Raw genomic sequence first — 16,732 nt, 5'->3', positions numbered from 1 at the left:
TTGCTGATGTTTACAACAGACCGGAGGCGTTATTCCCAGCTCAGAACCACTTTACCGGACTGACCGGAGCGCATGGCGTCAAAGCCCTTCTGGAAGTCGTCAATGCCGAAGCGGTGGGTGATGATCGGCGAAAGATCCAGGCCAGACTGGATCAGCGCCGCCATCTTGTACCAGGTTTCGAACATTTCGCGACCATAGATCCCTTTGATAAACAGCCCCTTGAAGATGACCTTGGTCCAGTCGATGGACATATCCGACGGCGGGATACCCAGCATCGCGATACGGCCGCCGTGGTTCATGGTATCCAGCATGCTGCGGAACGCCGGCGGCGCGCCGGACATCTCAAGACCCACGTCGAAACCTTCGGTCATCCCCAGCTCGGCCATCACGTCGTTGAGGTTCTCTTTCGCCACGTTCACCGCGCGGGTGACGCCCATTTTGCGCGCCAGCTCGAGACGGTACTCGTTAACGTCAGTGATCACCACGTTACGCGCGCCGACGTGTTTCGCCACCGCCGCCGCCATCACGCCGATCGGACCGGCGCCGGAGACCAGCACGTCTTCCCCCACCAGATCGAAGGAGAGCGCGGTGTGCACGGCGTTGCCGAATGGGTCGAAGATGGACGCCAGGTCATCAGAGATATTGTCGGGAATTTTAAAGGCGTTAAAGGCCGGGATCACCAGATACTCGGCAAAGCAGCCCGGGCGGTTGACGCCCACGCCGATGGTGTTGCGGCACAGGTGGGTACGGCCTGCGCGGCAGTTACGGCAGTGGCCGCAGGTGATATGCCCTTCGCCGGAGACGCGGTCGCCAATCTTAAAGCCGCGCACTTCCTGGCCAATCCCCACCACTTCGCCGACATATTCGTGCCCGACCACCATCGGTACCGGAATAGTCTTCTGCGACCACTCATCCCAGTTGTAGATGTGCACGTCGGTCCCGCAAATGGCGGTCTTGCGGATTTTAATCAGCAGATCGTTATGGCCGACTTCCGGTTCCGGTACGTCGGTCATCCAGATGCCTTCTTCCGCTTTCAGTTTGGATAACGCTTTCATCTCACACCCTTATTAGGCGATGACGCCCAGTTGTTTGCCGATGCGGGTAAAGGCTTCCACCGCACGCTCAATTTGTTCAGGGGTATGCGCCGCCGACATCTGGGTGCGAATACGCGCCTGGCCTTTCGGTACCACCGGATAGAAGAAGCCGGTGACATAGATCCCTTCTTTCTGCAGTTCGCGGGCAAAGTTCTGCGCCACCACCGCTTCACCCAGCATCACCGGAATGATGGCGTGGTCGGCGCCCGCCAGGGTGAAGCCTGCCGCAGTCATTTTTTCACGGAACAGACGCGCGTTGGCCCACAGGCGATCGCGCAGGTCTGCGCCCTCTTCGACCATCTCCAGCACTTTGATGGAGGCGGCCACGATGGCCGGCGCCAGAGAGTTGGAGAACAGATACGGACGGGAACGCTGGCGCAGCCACTCGACCACCTCTTTGCGTGCGGCGGTGTAGCCGCCAGAGGCGCCGCCCAGCGCTTTACCCAGCGTGCCGGTGATGATGTCGACGCGCCCCATCACATCGCAGTATTCGTGGGAGCCGCGACCGTTTTCGCCGACGAAGCCGACGGCGTGGGAGTCATCGACCATCACCAGCGCATCGTATTTATCCGCCAGGTCGCAAACGCCTTTCAGGTTGGCGATCACGCCGTCCATCGAGAAGACGCCGTCGGTGGCGATCAGCACGTGACGCGCGCCAGCGTCGCGGGCTTCTTTCAGACGCGCTTCCAGTTCCTGCATATCGTTGTTGGCATAGCGGAAGCGCTTCGCTTTACACAGGCGCACGCCGTCGATGATCGAGGCATGGTTCAGGGCGTCGGAGATAATGGCGTCTTCCGGGCCGAGCAGCGTTTCAAACAGGCCGCCGTTGGCGTCGAAGCAGGAGGAGTAGAGGATCGCGTCTTCCATACCGAGGAAATCCGCCAGCTTCTTCTCCAGCTGCTTGTGCGTATCCTGGGTGCCGCAGATGAAGCGTACCGAGGCCATCCCGAAGCCGTGGCTGTCCATACCGGATTTCGCCGCGTCGATCAGCGCCGGGTGGTTGGCCAGACCCAGATAGTTATTGGCGCAGAAGTTAATCACGTGGCTGTCGCCGACGGTAATGTCCGCCTGCTGCGCCGAGGTGATGATGCGCTCTTCTTTAAACAAGCCTTCGGCCCGAGCGGTCTCCAGATTGCTAGTTAACTGTTTGTAGAAATCACCACGCATTGCAACTCTCCAGATTCGGCAAAATTTGGCACATATTACCCAAAGCTATACGCTGATACGAGATGATGCAGGCCTGAATGAATTATTTGCAGCATAAATCACGTCAGCCCAGCACCTTATTCTGCGAATGGCTGTAGGCTTGCTCATGTGGTGATATGATATGAGCATTCATGTCCGGATTGTCTCCGGGCTCTCAACTTCAAAGGTACAGTTATGATCATCGTAACCGGCGGCGCAGGCTTTATCGGCAGCAACATCATTAAAGCGCTGAATGACAAGGGCATTACCGACATTCTGGTTGTCGACAATCTGAAAGACGGCACCAAGTTTGTGAACCTGGTTGACCTGAACATCGCTGACTACATGGATAAAGAAGACTTTCTGATCCAGATTATGGCAGGCGAAGAGTTCGGCGACATTGATGCAATCTTCCACGAAGGCGCGTGCTCTTCCACCACGGAGTGGGACGGCAAGTACATGATGGACAACAACTATCAGTACTCCAAAGAGCTGCTGCACTACTGCCTGGAGCGCGAAATTCCGTTCCTGTACGCCTCTTCGGCGGCCACCTACGGTGGACGCACCAGCGATTTCATCGAGTCTCGCGAGTATGAGCAGCCGCTAAACGTCTACGGCTACTCCAAATTCCTGTTCGATGAATACGTTCGTCAGATCCTGCCGGAAGCCAATTCGCAGATCGTCGGCTTCCGCTACTTCAACGTCTACGGGCCGCGCGAAGGCCACAAAGGCAGCATGGCGAGCGTCGCTTTCCACCTCAACACCCAGCTGAATAATGGCGAAAGTCCGAAACTGTTCGAAGGCAGCGACGGCTTCAAGCGCGACTTCGTCTACGTCGGCGACGTGGCTGACGTCAACCTGTGGTTCTGGGAAAACGGCGTTTCCGGCATCTTCAACCTCGGCACTGGCCGCGCGGAATCCTTCCAGGCCGTCGCCGACGCGACCCTGGCGTACCACAAAAAAGGCAGCATCGAGTACATCCCATTCCCGGACAAACTGAAAGGCCGCTACCAGGCGTTCACCCAGGCGGATCTGACTAACCTGCGTAAAGCGGGCTATGACAAACCGTTCAAAACCGTTGCCGAAGGCGTAACGGAGTATATGGCCTGGCTGAATCGGGATGCGTAAGAGATAACATGAAAATTCTGGTGGTAGGCCCGTCTTGGGTGGGCGACATGATGATGTCGCAAAGTCTTTATCGTACGCTCAGGGCGCGCTATCCCCAGGCGATTATCGACGTGATGGCGCCAGCCTGGTGTCGTCCGTTGTTATCGCGCATGCCGGAAGTGAACGAAGCGATCCCGATGCCGCTGGGCCACGGCGCGCTGGCTATCGGCGAACGCCGCAAGCTCGGCCACAGCCTGCGCGAGCGTCGCTACGATCGCGCTTACGTGCTGCCAAACTCGTTTAAATCGGCATTAGTCCCCTTCTTCGCCAACATCCCGCTGCGCACCGGCTGGCGCGGCGAGATGCGCTACGGTCTGCTCAACGACGCCCGGGTGCTGGACAAAGACGCCTGGCCGCTGATGGTGGAACGCTACGTGGCGCTGGCCTACGACAACGGCGTGATGCGCTGCGCCAAAGATCTGCCGCAGCCGCTGCTATGGCCGCAGCTGCAGGTCAACGAAGGGGAAAAGTCGCAGGCCTGCAGCGCCTTTAACCTGTCCAACGATCGGCCGATCATCGGCTTTTGCCCCGGCGCGGAGTTCGGCCCGGCAAAACGCTGGCCGCACTATCACTATGCTGCGCTGGCGAAAAAGCTCATCGACGATGGTTATCAGATTGCGCTATTTGGCTCGGCAAAAGATAACGAGGCCGGCAAAGAGATCATCGCCGCCCTCAGCAGCGAGCAGCAGGCCTGGTGCCGGAATCTGGCGGGTGAAACCCAGCTGGAGCAGGCGGTGATCCTGATTGCCGCCTGTAAAGCGGTGGTGACTAACGATTCGGGGCTGATGCACGTCGCCGCGGCGCTGGACCGCCCGCTGGTGGCGCTGTATGGCCCGAGCAGTCCGGACTTTACCCCGCCGCTGTCGCATAAAGCGCGCGTGATCCGTCTGATTACCGGCTACCACAAGGTGCGCAAAGGCGATGCCGCGGAAGGTTATCATCAGAGCCTGATCGACATTACGCCAGAGCGCGTCCTGCAAGAGCTGAACGAATTGCTGACGGAAAAAACCGGGCACGAGGAAGCGTAGCGGATGCGGGTATTGATTGTAAAAACCTCATCGATGGGCGACGTGCTGCACACGCTGCCCGCGCTGACCGACGCCGCGCAGGCCATCCCCGGCATCCGCTTCGACTGGGTTGTGGAAGAAGGTTTCGCGCAGATCCCCTCCTGGCATGACAGCGTCGAGCGGGTGATCCCGGTGGCGATCCGCCGCTGGCGTAAAGCCTGGTTCTCCGCGCCGATCAAAGCGGAGCGTAAAGCCTTTCGCGAGGCCGTCCAGGCGGTCAAGTATGACGCCATTATCGACGCCCAGGGGCTGGTGAAAAGCGCTGCGCTGGTCACCCGTCTGGCGCACGGCGTCAAGCATGGTATGGACTGGCAAACGGCCCGCGAGCCGCTGGCCAGCCTGTTTTACAACCGCCGCCACCACATTGCGAAACAGCAGCACGCGGTGGAGCGTACCCGCGAGCTGTTCGCCAAAAGCCTCGGCTACGCGAAACCCCAAACCCAGGGGGATTACGCCATTGCGCGCCATTTCCTGCAGCACGAGGCTAGCGCTGCCGCCCCCTATCTGGTGTTTCTGCACGCCACCACCCGCGACGATAAGCACTGGCCGGAAAACCGCTGGCAGGAACTGCTCGATCTGCTGGCCGACAGCGGCGTCCGCATTAAGCTGCCGTGGGGCGCCCCGCACGAAGAGGCGCGGGCGAAGCGGCTGGCGGAAGGCCGGGAGTATGTTGAAGTGCTGCCGCGCATGAGCCTTGAGCAGGTGGCGCAGGTTCTGGCCAGCGCCCGGGCCGTCGTCTCGGTCGATACCGGCCTGAGTCATCTGACCGCCGCGCTGGATAAACCGAACTTCACGCTCTACGGCCCGACCGATCCGGGGCTGATTGGCGGATACGGTAAAAACCAGCACATCGTGCGGCCGGAAAACAGCGCCAGCACCGGCGATATTACCGCCAGCCGGGTTCATCTTCTTCTGCAAAATCAGGGGCTGCTCTGATGGGATCCCTGTTTAAGCAGATCTATCGCTACACCCGCCCTCGCGCTTATCGTCACAATGAAAATCTGTGGCCTTTTACCCGCATCACCCGCGCGCCGAGCGGCGAAATCAGCGCGTTGCGTTATAAAGGGAAAACGGTGCCGCTGGTCAGCCTGAGCGCGCTGAAAAACAGCATGCAGGGCGAAGTCCTGCTGACCGCCACTGGCCCTTCGACCCGCAATATCGATTTTTCCCTGTTGTCGAAAACGATCCCGGTGATGGGCGTCAATGGCGCCTGGCATCTTGCCGACCGACTGCACTTTTCGCTCTATACCATCGTCGACATGGAGTTTTTCGATAAGAAGCCGGACATTATCCGCGCCATCGTCAGTCAGCCGGACATTCTGCTGTTCACCACCATGCATGGGATCGCCAAAATCGTCGATCGCCATGCGGACGCGCTGCGCTGCCGTTTGGCGTTGATTGAGGACGGTTGCTATAAGATTTACCAGCCGAAAGTCGCCAGCGAAGCGATAAAGCGCACTTACCAGCAGAATCCGGCGATGTGCTTTCATCCCCAGCGCCCGGATATCTGTTTTAGCACCGATATTCGCCAGGGCGTCTTTGATGCCGGCACGGTGGTCTACTGGGCGCTGCAGATCCTCGCCTGGCTGGGCTTCAGCACTATCCTGGTGAGCGGTCTGGATATGACTAACTTCAACCAGCCGCGATTCTACGAAACACAACAAGAAAAATTGCCTTCGTACCTGGCAACAAAAGTGGATACCCTCGTCATGCCCTCCTTTGCGCATGCCGCGCAGGTACTGCAGCAACGCCAGATCCGGGTCATTAATTTTTCACCAGAAAGCGCTGTGCCGGACACTATTTTCGAAAAGGTTGCGTTTAATGAGTACTTTAAAAATGAGTAACTACGCCAGACAGGGTTACTCGATTGTTTTTCCTTTGTTTTTATTTTTCAGCGCGATTTTTTGCATGTCCACCCGGACCAATAACCTGCTGCATTTATCGATCCTGCTGCTCTTGCTCTCGCTGGTACGCCCGGAAAACCGCCAGGCGCTGGCCGGCGTGTTACGCGAACAGTGGCAGACCTGGGCGCTGCTGGCGGTCTTCTTTATCTATTACGCCCTCAGTAACCTGTGGGGCCATACGCCGCAGCATATCGACTCGCCGATCACCCACGGCGTGTACCTGACGGGCTATCTGTTGCTGATGGCGATGCTGCTCAGCGACGAACGAACCCGCCGCCTGGCCATGCTGGCGGTGGTTGGCGGGATCACTGTGCTCTCGCTGTGGACGCTGATGTTCGACCAAACCCTGGTCCTCACCGAACGGGCGGTCTCCCCCGAGAACCCCGGGCCAACAAACGTTATCGACCTTGCCGGATACTGCGGCATCGGCATCTTAATCTGCGGCATGCTGCTGAAAGAAAAAGCCAGCCACTGGCTCTATCTGCCAGTGGCCATCATGCTGGTGATGATGCTGCTGACCCAAAGCCGCGGGCCGATCATCGCCCTGGTGCTGGCGGTCGGCTGTACGCTGCACCTGCACGTCTTCACCCGCCGCAACCTGCTGATCGCCGCGGCGCTGGCCGTGCTGGTGGCTCTGCTTTTGGTCATGACGCCGGTGGGCGACATGCTGCTCGCCCGTTTCGAAGAGTTGGGCACCCAAAGCGGACTGCGCCTGAGCATCTGGCACCATACACTGTCGGAGATGGCCAGCCAGCCCTGGCTGGGACGCGGTTTCAGCTATGAACTGGATTTCATCAACTACAGCGGCGAACACATCACCACCACCCACAGTGTATATATGGGCGCCCTGCTGAAAGGCGGCATCGTAGGTTTACTGCTGTTGCTGGCGGTCATTGCCTGCGGACTGTGGCAGGCGTGGCGCAAGCGCCGCTCCGACAGCCGCTACAGTCTGGCGATCCTGTTTTACGCGCTGGTATTTATGGCCTCGCAGGGGATGTTTATCATCAGCAACCCCCGGGAAACCTGGGTGCTGTTCTGGCTGCCGCTGGGCATTGCGCTCAGCAAAGGGCTGGCGGAAAAGCGTTAACAAGAAAGGGCCGCTGACGGCCCTTTTTTATATTCACTTTTCTATTAACTGCGGGCGGCGACCAGCCGGTCGGCCTGCTCTTTAATCACCGGCCATACCGACTCAATCGCCACATCGGCGACATTCGCTTCTTCACAAACGATCTGCCTCGCTTTGTCATAGCCCGGCGCCCAGATATGATAGCCGGGCAGCCCGGTATCCTTGAGTTTGCGTTTGTTATAGACCGCCACCATCGGTTTATCGAAAGCGCGGGCGATATGCACGATCGAGGTGTCCGGCGTAATGACTAAATCACAGCTGCGAATCACCTCCACGGCGGAGTTGATAGTGCTGTCGGCGACGTACAGCGCCATATCCAGCCCCAGCTGTTGAATTTTCTCGCTGCGACCCACCATCACGATACAGACCCGGTAAGGCAGAGCATGTAGCCGCTCGACCAGGGTCGCCACCTGATGACGACAGAAGTCTTTATCCTCGGAGGCGGTAAAAGGGTTAATGGCGATGCGCAGTGCGACCTCTCCGGCCTGGGAAAGCAAGCGCGCCACTTTCTCCCGCTCATGGCGACAGCCGGGGAGATGATAGTCGTATGGCTGGTCGTCAACGACGCCAAAAAGCTTCACCACCTGCTGATAGCGCAGGGAAATATGGCTGTTGCTGTCAAAAAAAGCGATCGAATGATCGTAAAGTTTATAGGGCTCTTTATTAAAGCCAATCACGCTGGTCGCCCGTAAATCGGCGAGTAATTTAAAGCGTTCATAGCTGGTCACGTCATCAAAATCGATAACCGCATCAAAACCCGCCGCCCGTAACGTATTTAAGGACATGCGTGGTCGATATAAATATACTTGCTCAATGAATTCTGAGCCGGCTAATATTTCGCAGCATATTGGTCCGGTTAACACCGAAACCTGATATCCCCTTTCGGCCAGTATTCTGGCGCAGCCGGTGGTCACCACCATATCGCCGACTTTATCGTCCAGGCGCAATAGCAGCACGCGGCGCACGGGGGCCGGGTCGAAGGGTTTGCGCGCCGGCTTATTTCTGTATCGATAGTTAATTAAATTAAATTTAATACCGCGGAAAAAAGCGTTCTTTTTCCGCGTCAATTGTTTAAGGATACGCATACGGTACCTTGAGCTGTGTTAGCGCTGTGTGATTTTCCGCTGGTAATATTCTGCCAACGTCATGCCCTTCACCTGCGGCGCCAGCCAGCTAAAAAAGGCTTCAAGGTCAGCGTATAAACGCTCAATATCCCGTTCATTCTGGAACGTGGGGCTGCCGCCGGGCATATATTCTGAAGAGTGGAGCATATATTCCACGTAGTCATTGCCCTGCGTCAACGTTTGTTCGACGACTTTTTTCATCGTCTCCACGTTGCCGCCCATCGGACGCAGCCAGTGCACGGAGGGGGAACGCACTTTGCCGCGCAGGCGGTCGTAGCCCTGCTTCACGCTGTTCATCCACGCGGAGTGCTTGTACTGAATGCTCATCGGCACTTCCAGCAGCGGCGAGCGGCCCTCGCGGCTGATGTCATTTTCATCGAGGAAATAGGCATGCTGCGGGAAGCGACGATAATCGGTCCCGCCATCGCCCTGCGGCGCCCCCTTGGCGGTCTTCCAGTTCACCCGCGGGGTCACCGAGCAATCCACCTGATACCCGTACTCCACCAGCAGACGCGCATAGCGCTCGTCAAAGGCCCAGCGCCCGGCGCGATGACTAACCATTTTGGTCTGGAAGGTGTCCTCCAGCAGACGCGTCATATAGTCGACCTTCTCACGCATCATGGCATCGCTGTATTCAATGAGATAAGGCTTATGCCGCCAGTCATCGGCGGTCAGCGGCTCGGTCGGCGGGCTGTTCCAGGCATGCAGATGCATACCGACTTCCGCAGTGCCGCGGGCAATCACGTCTCTGGCGAATTCGATATAAAAGGGATCGATGGCCATTTCATAATTGGTCAAATAGACCGGTTTAAAGCCATACTTTTCGCAAAGCTGCTGAAAACGCGGGAGATAACGCGCATTCTCGGTGGTGATGCTGTCATGTTTTTGCCAGAGGTTATCGCCCTCTGTATCAATCGTGATGAGAAATGCGGGATTGTGCACGAAAACGTCCTCAGGCCATACGTATCGGGTCATGGTAGAGCAATACAACGCTTCTCTCAATCTGTCTGATCCCCTAGAATCGGAACCCTTATCCTGGATGAAGAACAGAGTATGACGCCTGAAACCCTCTCCCGCAGCCCCTTGAACCCGGCGCGGATCCTGGTCATTAAGCTGCGCCATCATGGCGACATGCTGCTGATCACCCCGCTTATTCACGCGCTGAAACAGCAGTATCCCGCCGCCAGCGTGGATGTCCTGCTGTATGAAGAGACCCGGGATATGCTCGCCGCCAACCCCGATATCCACCATATTTATGGTCTCGACCGCCGCTGGAAAAAGCAGGGGAAAAAGCATCAGCTGAAGATGCAATGGCAGCTCATTCAGACGCTGCGCCAGCAGCGATACGATATGGTGCTCAACCTTGCCGACCAGTGGCCGAGCGCGATTATCAGCAAACTGACCGGCGCCGCGACGCGGATCGGCTTTGATTTTCCGAAGCGTCGCCACCCGTTCTGGCGCTATTGCCACACCGCGCTGGCCGCCACCCAACAGCATAATCAGCTGCATACGGTACAGCAGAATCTCTCTATCCTCGCTCCGCTCGGTATCCAGTTGAACGACGCCCCGGCGCGGATGGGCTACAGCGAAGCAGACTGGGCCACCAGCCGCGCCCTGCTGCCGGAGGACTTCCGGGATAACTACATCGTCATCCAGCCAACGTCGCGTTGGTTCTTCAAATGCTGGCGCGAAGATCGGATGAGCGCGCTGATCAACGCGCTGTCCGCCGAAGGGTACGCGGTGGTACTCACCTCCGGCCCCGACGATAGAGAGAAGAAGATGGTGGAGACCATCATCGCCGGCTGCCCGCAGGCGCGGCTGCACTCTTTAGCCGGCCAGTTAACGCTGCGCCAGCTGGCGGCGGTGATCGATCACGCCCGGCTGTTTATCGGCGTCGACTCGGTGCCAATGCATATGGCTGCGGCTCTCGGCACTCCGCTGGTCGCCCTGTTCGGCCCCTCGAAGCTGACCTTCTGGCGTCCATGGCAGGCGAAAGGCGAGGTGATCTGGGCAGGCGACTTCGGTCCACTGCCCGACCCGGACGCCATCAACACCAACACCGACGAACGTTATCTCGATTTAATTCCTACCGACGCCGTGATCGCGGCGGCGAAAAAGGTACTGGCATGAGTAAATTCAGGCTGGCTCTGGTGCGGCAGAAGTACCGCCCGGACGGCGGCGCAGAACGCTTTGTCTCCCGCGCGCTGGAAGCCCTCGACAGCAGTCATCTGCAGCTGAACGTCATCACCCGCGAATGGCAGGGGCCGGTGAAACCGGACTGGCAGATCCATATCTGTAATCCGCGCAAATGGGGGCGCATCAGCCGCGAGCGCGGGTTTGCCAACGCCGCGCGGGCGCTCTGGCAGCGCGAATCCTTCGACCTGGTGCAGAGCCATGAGCGTATTCCCGGCTGCGATCTCTACCGCGCCGGCGACGGCGTTCATCGCCGCTGGCTGCAACAGCGCTCGCGCATTTTACCGGCCTGGAAAAGCCGCCTGCTGTTCGCCGACCGCTACCACCGTTATGTGATGCAAGCGGAACGGGCGATGTACGAAGACCCGCATCTGCGCGGGGTGATCTGCAACGCCGAGATGATCAAACGCGAGATCATCGAAGACTTTGGCCTGCCGGCGGACAAGATCCACGTTATCTATAACGCCATTGATAACCAGCGTTTCCTGCCGCCGGGCGAAGAAACCTTTGCCGCCTTACGCGCCAAATGGCAGTTGCCGCTGCAGGCGACCTGCCTGATTTACGTCGGCTCCGGCTTTGAGCGTAAAGGGCTGGCGGCGGCGATCCGCGCCATCGCCCCGACCGATCGCTATCTGCTGGTGGTTGGCAAAGATAAAGATCAGCCGCGCTATCAGGCGCTGGCGAAGAGTCTCGGCTGCGAAGCGCGGGTGCGCTTCTTCGGCATGCAGTCGGAGACGCTGCCGTTCTATCAGATGGCCGATGGCCTGCTGCTGCCGACCCTCTACGATCCGTTCCCCAACGTCATCCTTGAGGCAATGGCCTGCGGTCTGCCGGTGATCACCACCACCGGCTGCGGCGGGGCAGAGTTTATCGTCAACGGCCACAACGGTTACGTCTGCGACGCCCTGGATATCCCGGCGCTACAGCAGGCGGTGATAGCCCTGCCTGCCCGCGCGCTGGGCTCCGCGGAAGGCGACCGCGCCCGCGAGCGCATCATGGCCTGCACCAGCAAGCGCCTCTCAACCCAGCTGCTTTCCCTTTATCAGGATCTGGTGAAATAACGATGCGCATCTTATTTGTGATTGACGGATTGCCCGGCGGCGGCGCGGAGAAAGTGGTTCTCACCCTGGCGGCGCAGTTCCTGCGCGACGGCGATCGGGTCTCGCTCATTTCGCTACGCGACGTCTGCGAGTACCCATTGCCCGAGGGGCTCGACTACCAGGTGGTGGCCGATCGCTGCCGCAAACCGTGGCGCAAGCTGACCGAGCTGTCCCGCCGCGCCCGCCAGCTGGACGCCGCGGTCATCCGGGCCGAGCAGCAGGGACAATTTGACCTTGTGCTCTCCAACCTGCACAAAACCGACCGCATCGTCGCCCGCAGCCGGGCGCTGCGCGAGCGCAACGTCTGGTTCTGCCTGCACGGCGTCTTCTCGGCCTCTTATCTTGGTCACCGTACCGGCTTTGACCGCTGGATGAAGCAGCAGAAAATTAAGCGGATTTACCAGGGGCGCAACGTGGTGGCGGTTTCCGACGCCGTGGGGCGCGATCTGGTGGACGCCTTCGCCCTGCGCCCGGCGCAGCTGAAAACCATCTATAACCCCTTCGATATCGCCGCCCTGCGCGCCGGGGCGGAAGCCGACAGCGAGCGCCCGGACGGCGACTACCTGATTCACGTCGGCCGCTTCCATCCCGGCAAACGCCACGACCGCCTGCTCGAAGCCTACGCGCAAAGCGGCATCGACGCGCCGCTGGTGCTGTTAGGCCAGGGGAAACCGGAGCAAGAGCAGCGCCTGCGCCAGCTGGCCAAAACGCTGCAGATTGACGACCGGGTGTGGTTCAAAGGTTTTCAGGAAAACCCCTTACCGTGGATCAAAGGCGCGCGGATGCTGGTTTTGAGCTCGGATAGCGAAGGATTCGGCAATGTGGTGGTGGAGGCGCTGCTGTTGCATACCCCGGTCGCCAGCACCCGCTGCCCCGGCGGCGTCACCGAGATCCTCACCGGCGAACTTGCCCGCGGTCTGGCGGATCTCACCAGTCCGGCGCTGGCTCAGACGATGCAAAGCATTTACCATAACCCGCCGGCCATCGACGATGCCGCGCTGGAAAAATTCAGCGTCGTGTCCATTTGTCAGCAGTACCGTCAGCTGCAGCGCATCTGACGCCGTTAGTTAACCAGGATCGAAGATTTATGAGTCAAACGCCTTTACTGAGCATCGTGGCTGCCGTCTACAACGGTGAGAAATTTCTTGCGCAATTCTTTGAGTGCATTGAACAGCAGCAGCTGGACAGCTATGAACTGATCCTGGTGAACGATGGGTCGACGGACAACAGCCTGGCGGTGATCGCCGAATGGCGGGATCGGCTGCAGAACGTCCAGGTGCTGGAGCAGGAAAACCAGGGCGTCTCGGTCGCGCGCAATACCGGCCTGGCGGTTGCCAGCGGCAAGTATCTCGCGTTTCCGGACATCGACGATAAACTCTATCCGGGCATGTATCGCACGCTGCTGGAGATGGCGGAGAAAGCACATCTCGATGTCGCCACCTGCAACGGCACCTACGTGTACGAAAAGCGCCGCGAGAGCCACCCGATCTTTCCGCTGGATCGCTTGCCCTCGACCGGTGTGCTGCCGGGCCATGTCTGGCTCAAGCAGGCCCTGGACTCGCGGAAATTTCTGCACGTCACCTGGCTCAATATCTATCGCCACGATTTTATCCGCCAGCATCACTTCCATTTCGAGCCCGGCCTGCGCCATCAGGATATCCCGTGGACCACAGAGGCGCTGCTGGCCGCGGAGCGCGTGCAGTACACCAGTCAGCAATTCTATGATTACTACATCCACTCTGAGTCGGTGTCGCATAAGCCGGACAACGACGACACGCTGATGCGTTCGGCGCGCCATTACATGAAAATTCTGGAGATGCTGGAGGCGATCAACCAGCGTTACCCGGACAAAGTGCGCCATATCGCCGCCTGTCGCTGGCAGATCGCCAAAGAAGGCCTGGGGATCATCCACACCTTCGACAGTATGAAAGATGAGTCGAAAAAGCATGTTATCATTAAAGAATTCTTCGACCGCGGTATCTGGCGGTTAATCTGGAAAAACGCCTGTACTTTCCGTTTACGCTGGCGCCTGGGACGCCGTTATCTGCGTATTAAGCGTTATCGCCACGCGGGATAGACCAAAAACCCGCTGTTTCCGCCAAAGAGATAGCTTTACGCGGGCTAAATGCTTAGAATTTGCCCGCCAAAACAGAGAACGGATAAATAGTTTGGAATTGCTTTATACCACCCTACTTTACCTTATTCAGCCGCTGGTGTGGCTGCGGCTGCTGCTGCGCAGTCGTAAGGCTCCTGCCTACCGTAAACGCTGGGCGGAACGCTATGGCTTCTGTCAGAACAAGGTAGAGCCGGATGGCATTCTGCTGCACTCCGTTTCCGTCGGCGAGACCTTAGCCGCCATCCCGCTGGTTCGCGCCCTGCGCCACCGCTACCCTTCTCTGCCGATCACCGTCACCACCATGACGCCGACCGGCTCCGAGCGCGCCATGTCGGCCTTCGGCAAAGATGTCCATCACGTCTATCTGCCCTACGATCTGCCCGGCGCCATGAACCGCTTCCTGGACACCGTTCAGCCGAAGCTGGTGATCGTCATGGAGACCGAACTGTGGCCGAATATGGTAGCCGCGCTGCATAAGCGTAAGATCCCGCTGGTGATTGCCAACGCCCGCCTGTCCGAACGTTCCGCCAAAGGCTATGCCAAACTGGGCGGCTTTATGCGTCGCCTGTTGAGCCGTATTACGCTTATCGCCGCGCAGAATGAAGAAGATGGCAACCGCTTCCTCGCGCTGGGACTGAAGCGCAACCAGCTGGCGGTCACCGGCAGCCTGAAATTCGATATCTCCGTCACGCCAGAACTGGCGGCCCGCGCGGTGACGCTGCGCCGGCAATGGGCGCCGCACCGCAAAGTCTGGATTGCCACCAGCACCCACGATGGCGAAGAGCAAATTATCCTCCAGGCGCATAAAAAGCTGCTGGAGACCTTTCCGAACCTGCTGCTGATCCTTGTTCCTCGCCATCCGGAGCGCTTCCCTGACGCCCGCGACATGGTGCAAAAAGCCGGAATGAGCTTCACTCTGCGCAGCACCGGCGAGATCCCCTCCTCCAGTACCCAGGTGGTCATTGGCGATACCATGGGCGAACTGATGCTGCTCTACGGCATTGCCGACCTCGCTTTCGTCGGCGGCAGCCTGGTGGAGCGCGGCGGCCATAACCCGCTCGAGCCGGCGGCGCACGCCATTCCGGTGCTGATGGGGCCGCATACCTTCAATTTCAAAGATATCTGCGCCAAGCTGCAGCAGGACGATGGCCTGATCACCGTTACCGACGCTAACTCGCTGGTCAAAGAGGTTTCCACGCTGCTGACCGATGAAGACTACCGCCTGTGGTATGGCCGTCACGCGGTGGAAGTGCTGCACCAAAACCAGGGCGCGCTGTCGCGTCTGCTACAGTTACTGCAACCTTACCTGCCGCAGCGGAGTCATTAATGTCGAACCGGCTTTCCGTGGTGATGATCGCCAAAAACGCAGCGGACCTGCTGCCGGATTGTCTGGACTCCGTTAGCTGGGCGGATGAAATTATCGTCCTCGACTCCGGCAGTACCGACGGCACCGTCGAGCTGGCTCGCCGCCTCGGGGCGCAGGTCTATACCCATACCGACTGGCGAGGCTATGGCATTCAGCGCCAGCGCGCGCAGGACTACGCCACCGGCGACTGGGTGTTGATGATCGATACCGATGAGCGCGTCACGCCGGAACTCAGGCAGGCTATTCTTACGGTACTGGCAGCCCCGCAGCGCGGCGCCATCTACAGCATCGCCCGCCGTAACTATTTTCTCGGACGCTTTATGCGCCACAGCGGTTGGTACCCCGATCGCGTCCTGCGCCTGTACGAACGCGCCCGTTACCGCTATAACGATAATCTGGTCCATGAATCGCTGGATAGCCTGGGCGCCGAGGTCATTCCGTTGACCGGCGATCTCCTGCATCTGACGTGCCGCGACTTCGCTGGCTTTCAGCAAAAACAGCTGGCTTACGCCGCCGCATGGGCGCTAGAACGCCACCGGAAGGGCAAGAAGACCTCGATGGCGGGGATATTCAGCCACACGCTGGGCGCGTTCCTGAAAACGCTGCTGCTGCGCGGTGGGGTGCTGGATGGTAAGCAGGGCTGGTTACTGGCGATGGTCAGCGCGCAGTATACGTTTACGAAATATACCGAGCTGTGGGCGCTGAGCCACGGCTACTCGGAGAAAGAGTCATCATGAGCACAAAAGCGATCTATCCGGGTACCTTCGATCCCATCACCAATGGCCATATCGATATCGTCACCCGCGCGGCGAGTATGTTCGATAAAGTGGTGCTGGCTATCGCCGCCAGCCCGAGTAAAAAGCCGATGTTCAGCCTTGATGAACGTATTGCGCTGGCGGAGCAGGCGACGGCCCACCTGGTGAATGTTCAGGTGGTCGGCTTCAGCGACCTGATGGCCAGCTTCGCGCGCGCGCAGCAGGCCAATATCCTGATCCGCGGCCTGCGGGCGGTGGCGGATTTCGAATATGAGATGCAGCTGGCCCATATGAACCGCCATTTGATGCCCACCCTTGAGAGCGTGTTCCTGATGCCGTGCAAAGAGTGGTCGTTTATCTCCTCTTCGCTGGTCAAAGAAGTCGCGCGCCACCAGGGCGATGTCTCTCACTTCCTGCCAGCCAACGTCCACCAGGCGCTGTTGAATAAGCTGAAGTAACGTATCTGCTGGGCATGAGCCAGGCTGGCGCTGCGCTTATCTGGCCTACAAACGTCCCCGGCCCACCAGATGCGCCC

General features: G+C 59.0%; 16 protein-coding genes. 12 read left to right on the top strand and 4 right to left on the bottom strand.

Going from position 1 to position 16,732, the window contains the following annotated elements:
- Positions 1 to 29: 29 nt before the first annotated feature.
- Both tdh and kbl read right to left on the bottom strand, forming a co-directional pair.
- Positions 30 to 1,055 (bottom strand): L-threonine 3-dehydrogenase, encoded by a 1,026-nt coding sequence (tdh, locus tag L2I46_RS09520; RefSeq protein WP_004205051.1) that lies wholly within the window; start codon positions 1,053 to 1,055, stop codon positions 30 to 32.
- Between the two features lie 12 nt (positions 1,056 to 1,067).
- Entirely contained in the window at positions 1,068 to 2,261 is a 1,194-nt protein-coding gene (kbl, locus tag L2I46_RS09515) for a glycine C-acetyltransferase (protein WP_017900044.1), read from the bottom strand.
- 213 nt (positions 2,262 to 2,474) lie between these two features.
- On the opposite strand from kbl, the gene rfaD reads away from it, so the two are divergent.
- The 5 genes from rfaD to L2I46_RS09490 are packed head-to-tail and all read left to right on the top strand — an operon-like array spanning position 2,475 to position 7,504.
- Positions 2,475 to 3,407, top strand: coding sequence for an ADP-glyceromanno-heptose 6-epimerase (rfaD, locus tag L2I46_RS09510; RefSeq protein ID WP_085551492.1), 933 nt, complete (start codon positions 2,475 to 2,477; stop codon positions 3,405 to 3,407).
- A gap of 8 nt (positions 3,408 to 3,415) precedes the next feature.
- Positions 3,416 to 4,474 carry an ADP-heptose--LPS heptosyltransferase RfaF gene (rfaF, locus tag L2I46_RS09505; protein WP_044525043.1) on the top strand — a complete coding sequence of 353 codons (1,059 nt, stop codon included), beginning with the start codon at positions 3,416 to 3,418 and terminating at the stop codon, positions 4,472 to 4,474.
- Between the two features lie 3 nt (positions 4,475 to 4,477).
- Positions 4,478 to 5,449 carry a lipopolysaccharide heptosyltransferase RfaC gene (rfaC, locus tag L2I46_RS09500; protein ID WP_065882887.1) on the top strand — a complete coding sequence of 324 codons (972 nt, stop codon included), beginning with the start codon at positions 4,478 to 4,480 and terminating at the stop codon, positions 5,447 to 5,449.
- On the top strand, positions 5,449 to 6,357 hold the full coding sequence (locus L2I46_RS09495; protein ID WP_023291358.1) for a glycosyl transferase: 909 nt from the start codon (positions 5,449 to 5,451) through the stop codon (positions 6,355 to 6,357). The genes rfaC and L2I46_RS09495 overlap by 1 nt, the downstream gene beginning before the upstream one ends.
- Entirely contained in the window at positions 6,335 to 7,504 is a 1,170-nt protein-coding gene (locus L2I46_RS09490; protein ID WP_236947804.1) for an O-antigen ligase family protein, read from the top strand. The genes L2I46_RS09495 and L2I46_RS09490 overlap by 23 nt, the downstream gene beginning before the upstream one ends.
- Positions 7,505 to 7,548: 44 nt before the next feature.
- Here the strand turns inward: L2I46_RS09490 and L2I46_RS09485 are convergent, their stop codons facing one another.
- Both L2I46_RS09485 and L2I46_RS09480 read right to left on the bottom strand, forming a co-directional pair.
- Positions 7,549 to 8,628: a glycosyltransferase family 9 protein gene (locus L2I46_RS09485; protein WP_032454363.1), complete on the bottom strand. Its 1,080-nt coding sequence runs from the start codon at positions 8,626 to 8,628 to the stop codon at positions 7,549 to 7,551.
- 18 nt (positions 8,629 to 8,646) lie between these two features.
- Entirely contained in the window at positions 8,647 to 9,609 is a 963-nt protein-coding gene (locus L2I46_RS09480) for a polysaccharide deacetylase family protein (RefSeq protein WP_023291361.1), read from the bottom strand.
- A gap of 111 nt (positions 9,610 to 9,720) precedes the next feature.
- Here L2I46_RS09480 and rfaQ point away from each other — a divergent pair, with 111 nt between their 5' ends.
- The 7 genes from rfaQ (at position 9,721) to coaD (ending at position 16,655) form a co-directional block, all read left to right on the top strand.
- Positions 9,721 to 10,797, top strand: a complete 1,077-nt coding sequence (gene rfaQ / locus L2I46_RS09475) for a putative lipopolysaccharide heptosyltransferase III (protein WP_048298566.1) — start codon at positions 9,721 to 9,723, stop codon at positions 10,795 to 10,797.
- Complete coding sequence (locus L2I46_RS09470) at positions 10,794 to 11,921, top strand: glycosyltransferase family 4 protein (RefSeq protein ID WP_236947803.1); 1,128 nt, start codon at positions 10,794 to 10,796, stop codon at positions 11,919 to 11,921. The genes rfaQ and L2I46_RS09470 overlap by 4 nt, the downstream gene beginning before the upstream one ends.
- Before the next feature lie 2 nt (positions 11,922 to 11,923).
- Positions 11,924 to 13,018 (top strand): glycosyltransferase, encoded by a 1,095-nt coding sequence (locus L2I46_RS09465; RefSeq protein WP_023291364.1) that lies wholly within the window; start codon positions 11,924 to 11,926, stop codon positions 13,016 to 13,018.
- 29 nt (positions 13,019 to 13,047) lie between these two features.
- Positions 13,048 to 14,037: a glycosyltransferase gene (locus tag L2I46_RS09460; RefSeq protein WP_023291365.1), complete on the top strand. Its 990-nt coding sequence runs from the start codon at positions 13,048 to 13,050 to the stop codon at positions 14,035 to 14,037.
- A 91-nt stretch (positions 14,038 to 14,128) separates the two neighbouring features.
- Positions 14,129 to 15,403: a lipid IV(A) 3-deoxy-D-manno-octulosonic acid transferase gene (gene waaA, locus L2I46_RS09455; protein WP_004205065.1), complete on the top strand. Its 1,275-nt coding sequence runs from the start codon at positions 14,129 to 14,131 to the stop codon at positions 15,401 to 15,403.
- Entirely contained in the window at positions 15,403 to 16,179 is a 777-nt protein-coding gene (locus L2I46_RS09450) for a glycosyltransferase family 2 protein (protein WP_236947802.1), read from the top strand. The genes waaA and L2I46_RS09450 overlap by 1 nt, the downstream gene beginning before the upstream one ends.
- A complete protein-coding gene (gene coaD / locus L2I46_RS09445) occupies positions 16,176 to 16,655 on the top strand; it encodes a pantetheine-phosphate adenylyltransferase (RefSeq protein ID WP_004205067.1) in 480 nt (159 codons plus the stop codon). Before L2I46_RS09450 ends, coaD begins: the two co-directional genes overlap by 4 nt.
- Positions 16,656 to 16,732: the final 77 nt, after the last annotated feature.

Source organism: Klebsiella sp. 2019SCSN059, assembly GCF_021739525.1.
Taxonomy (GTDB): Bacteria; Pseudomonadota; Gammaproteobacteria; order Enterobacterales; family Enterobacteriaceae; genus Klebsiella; species Klebsiella quasipneumoniae.
Note: the sequence above shows the minus strand (reverse complement) of the source record. Positions and strands in the feature narration are given on the sequence as shown.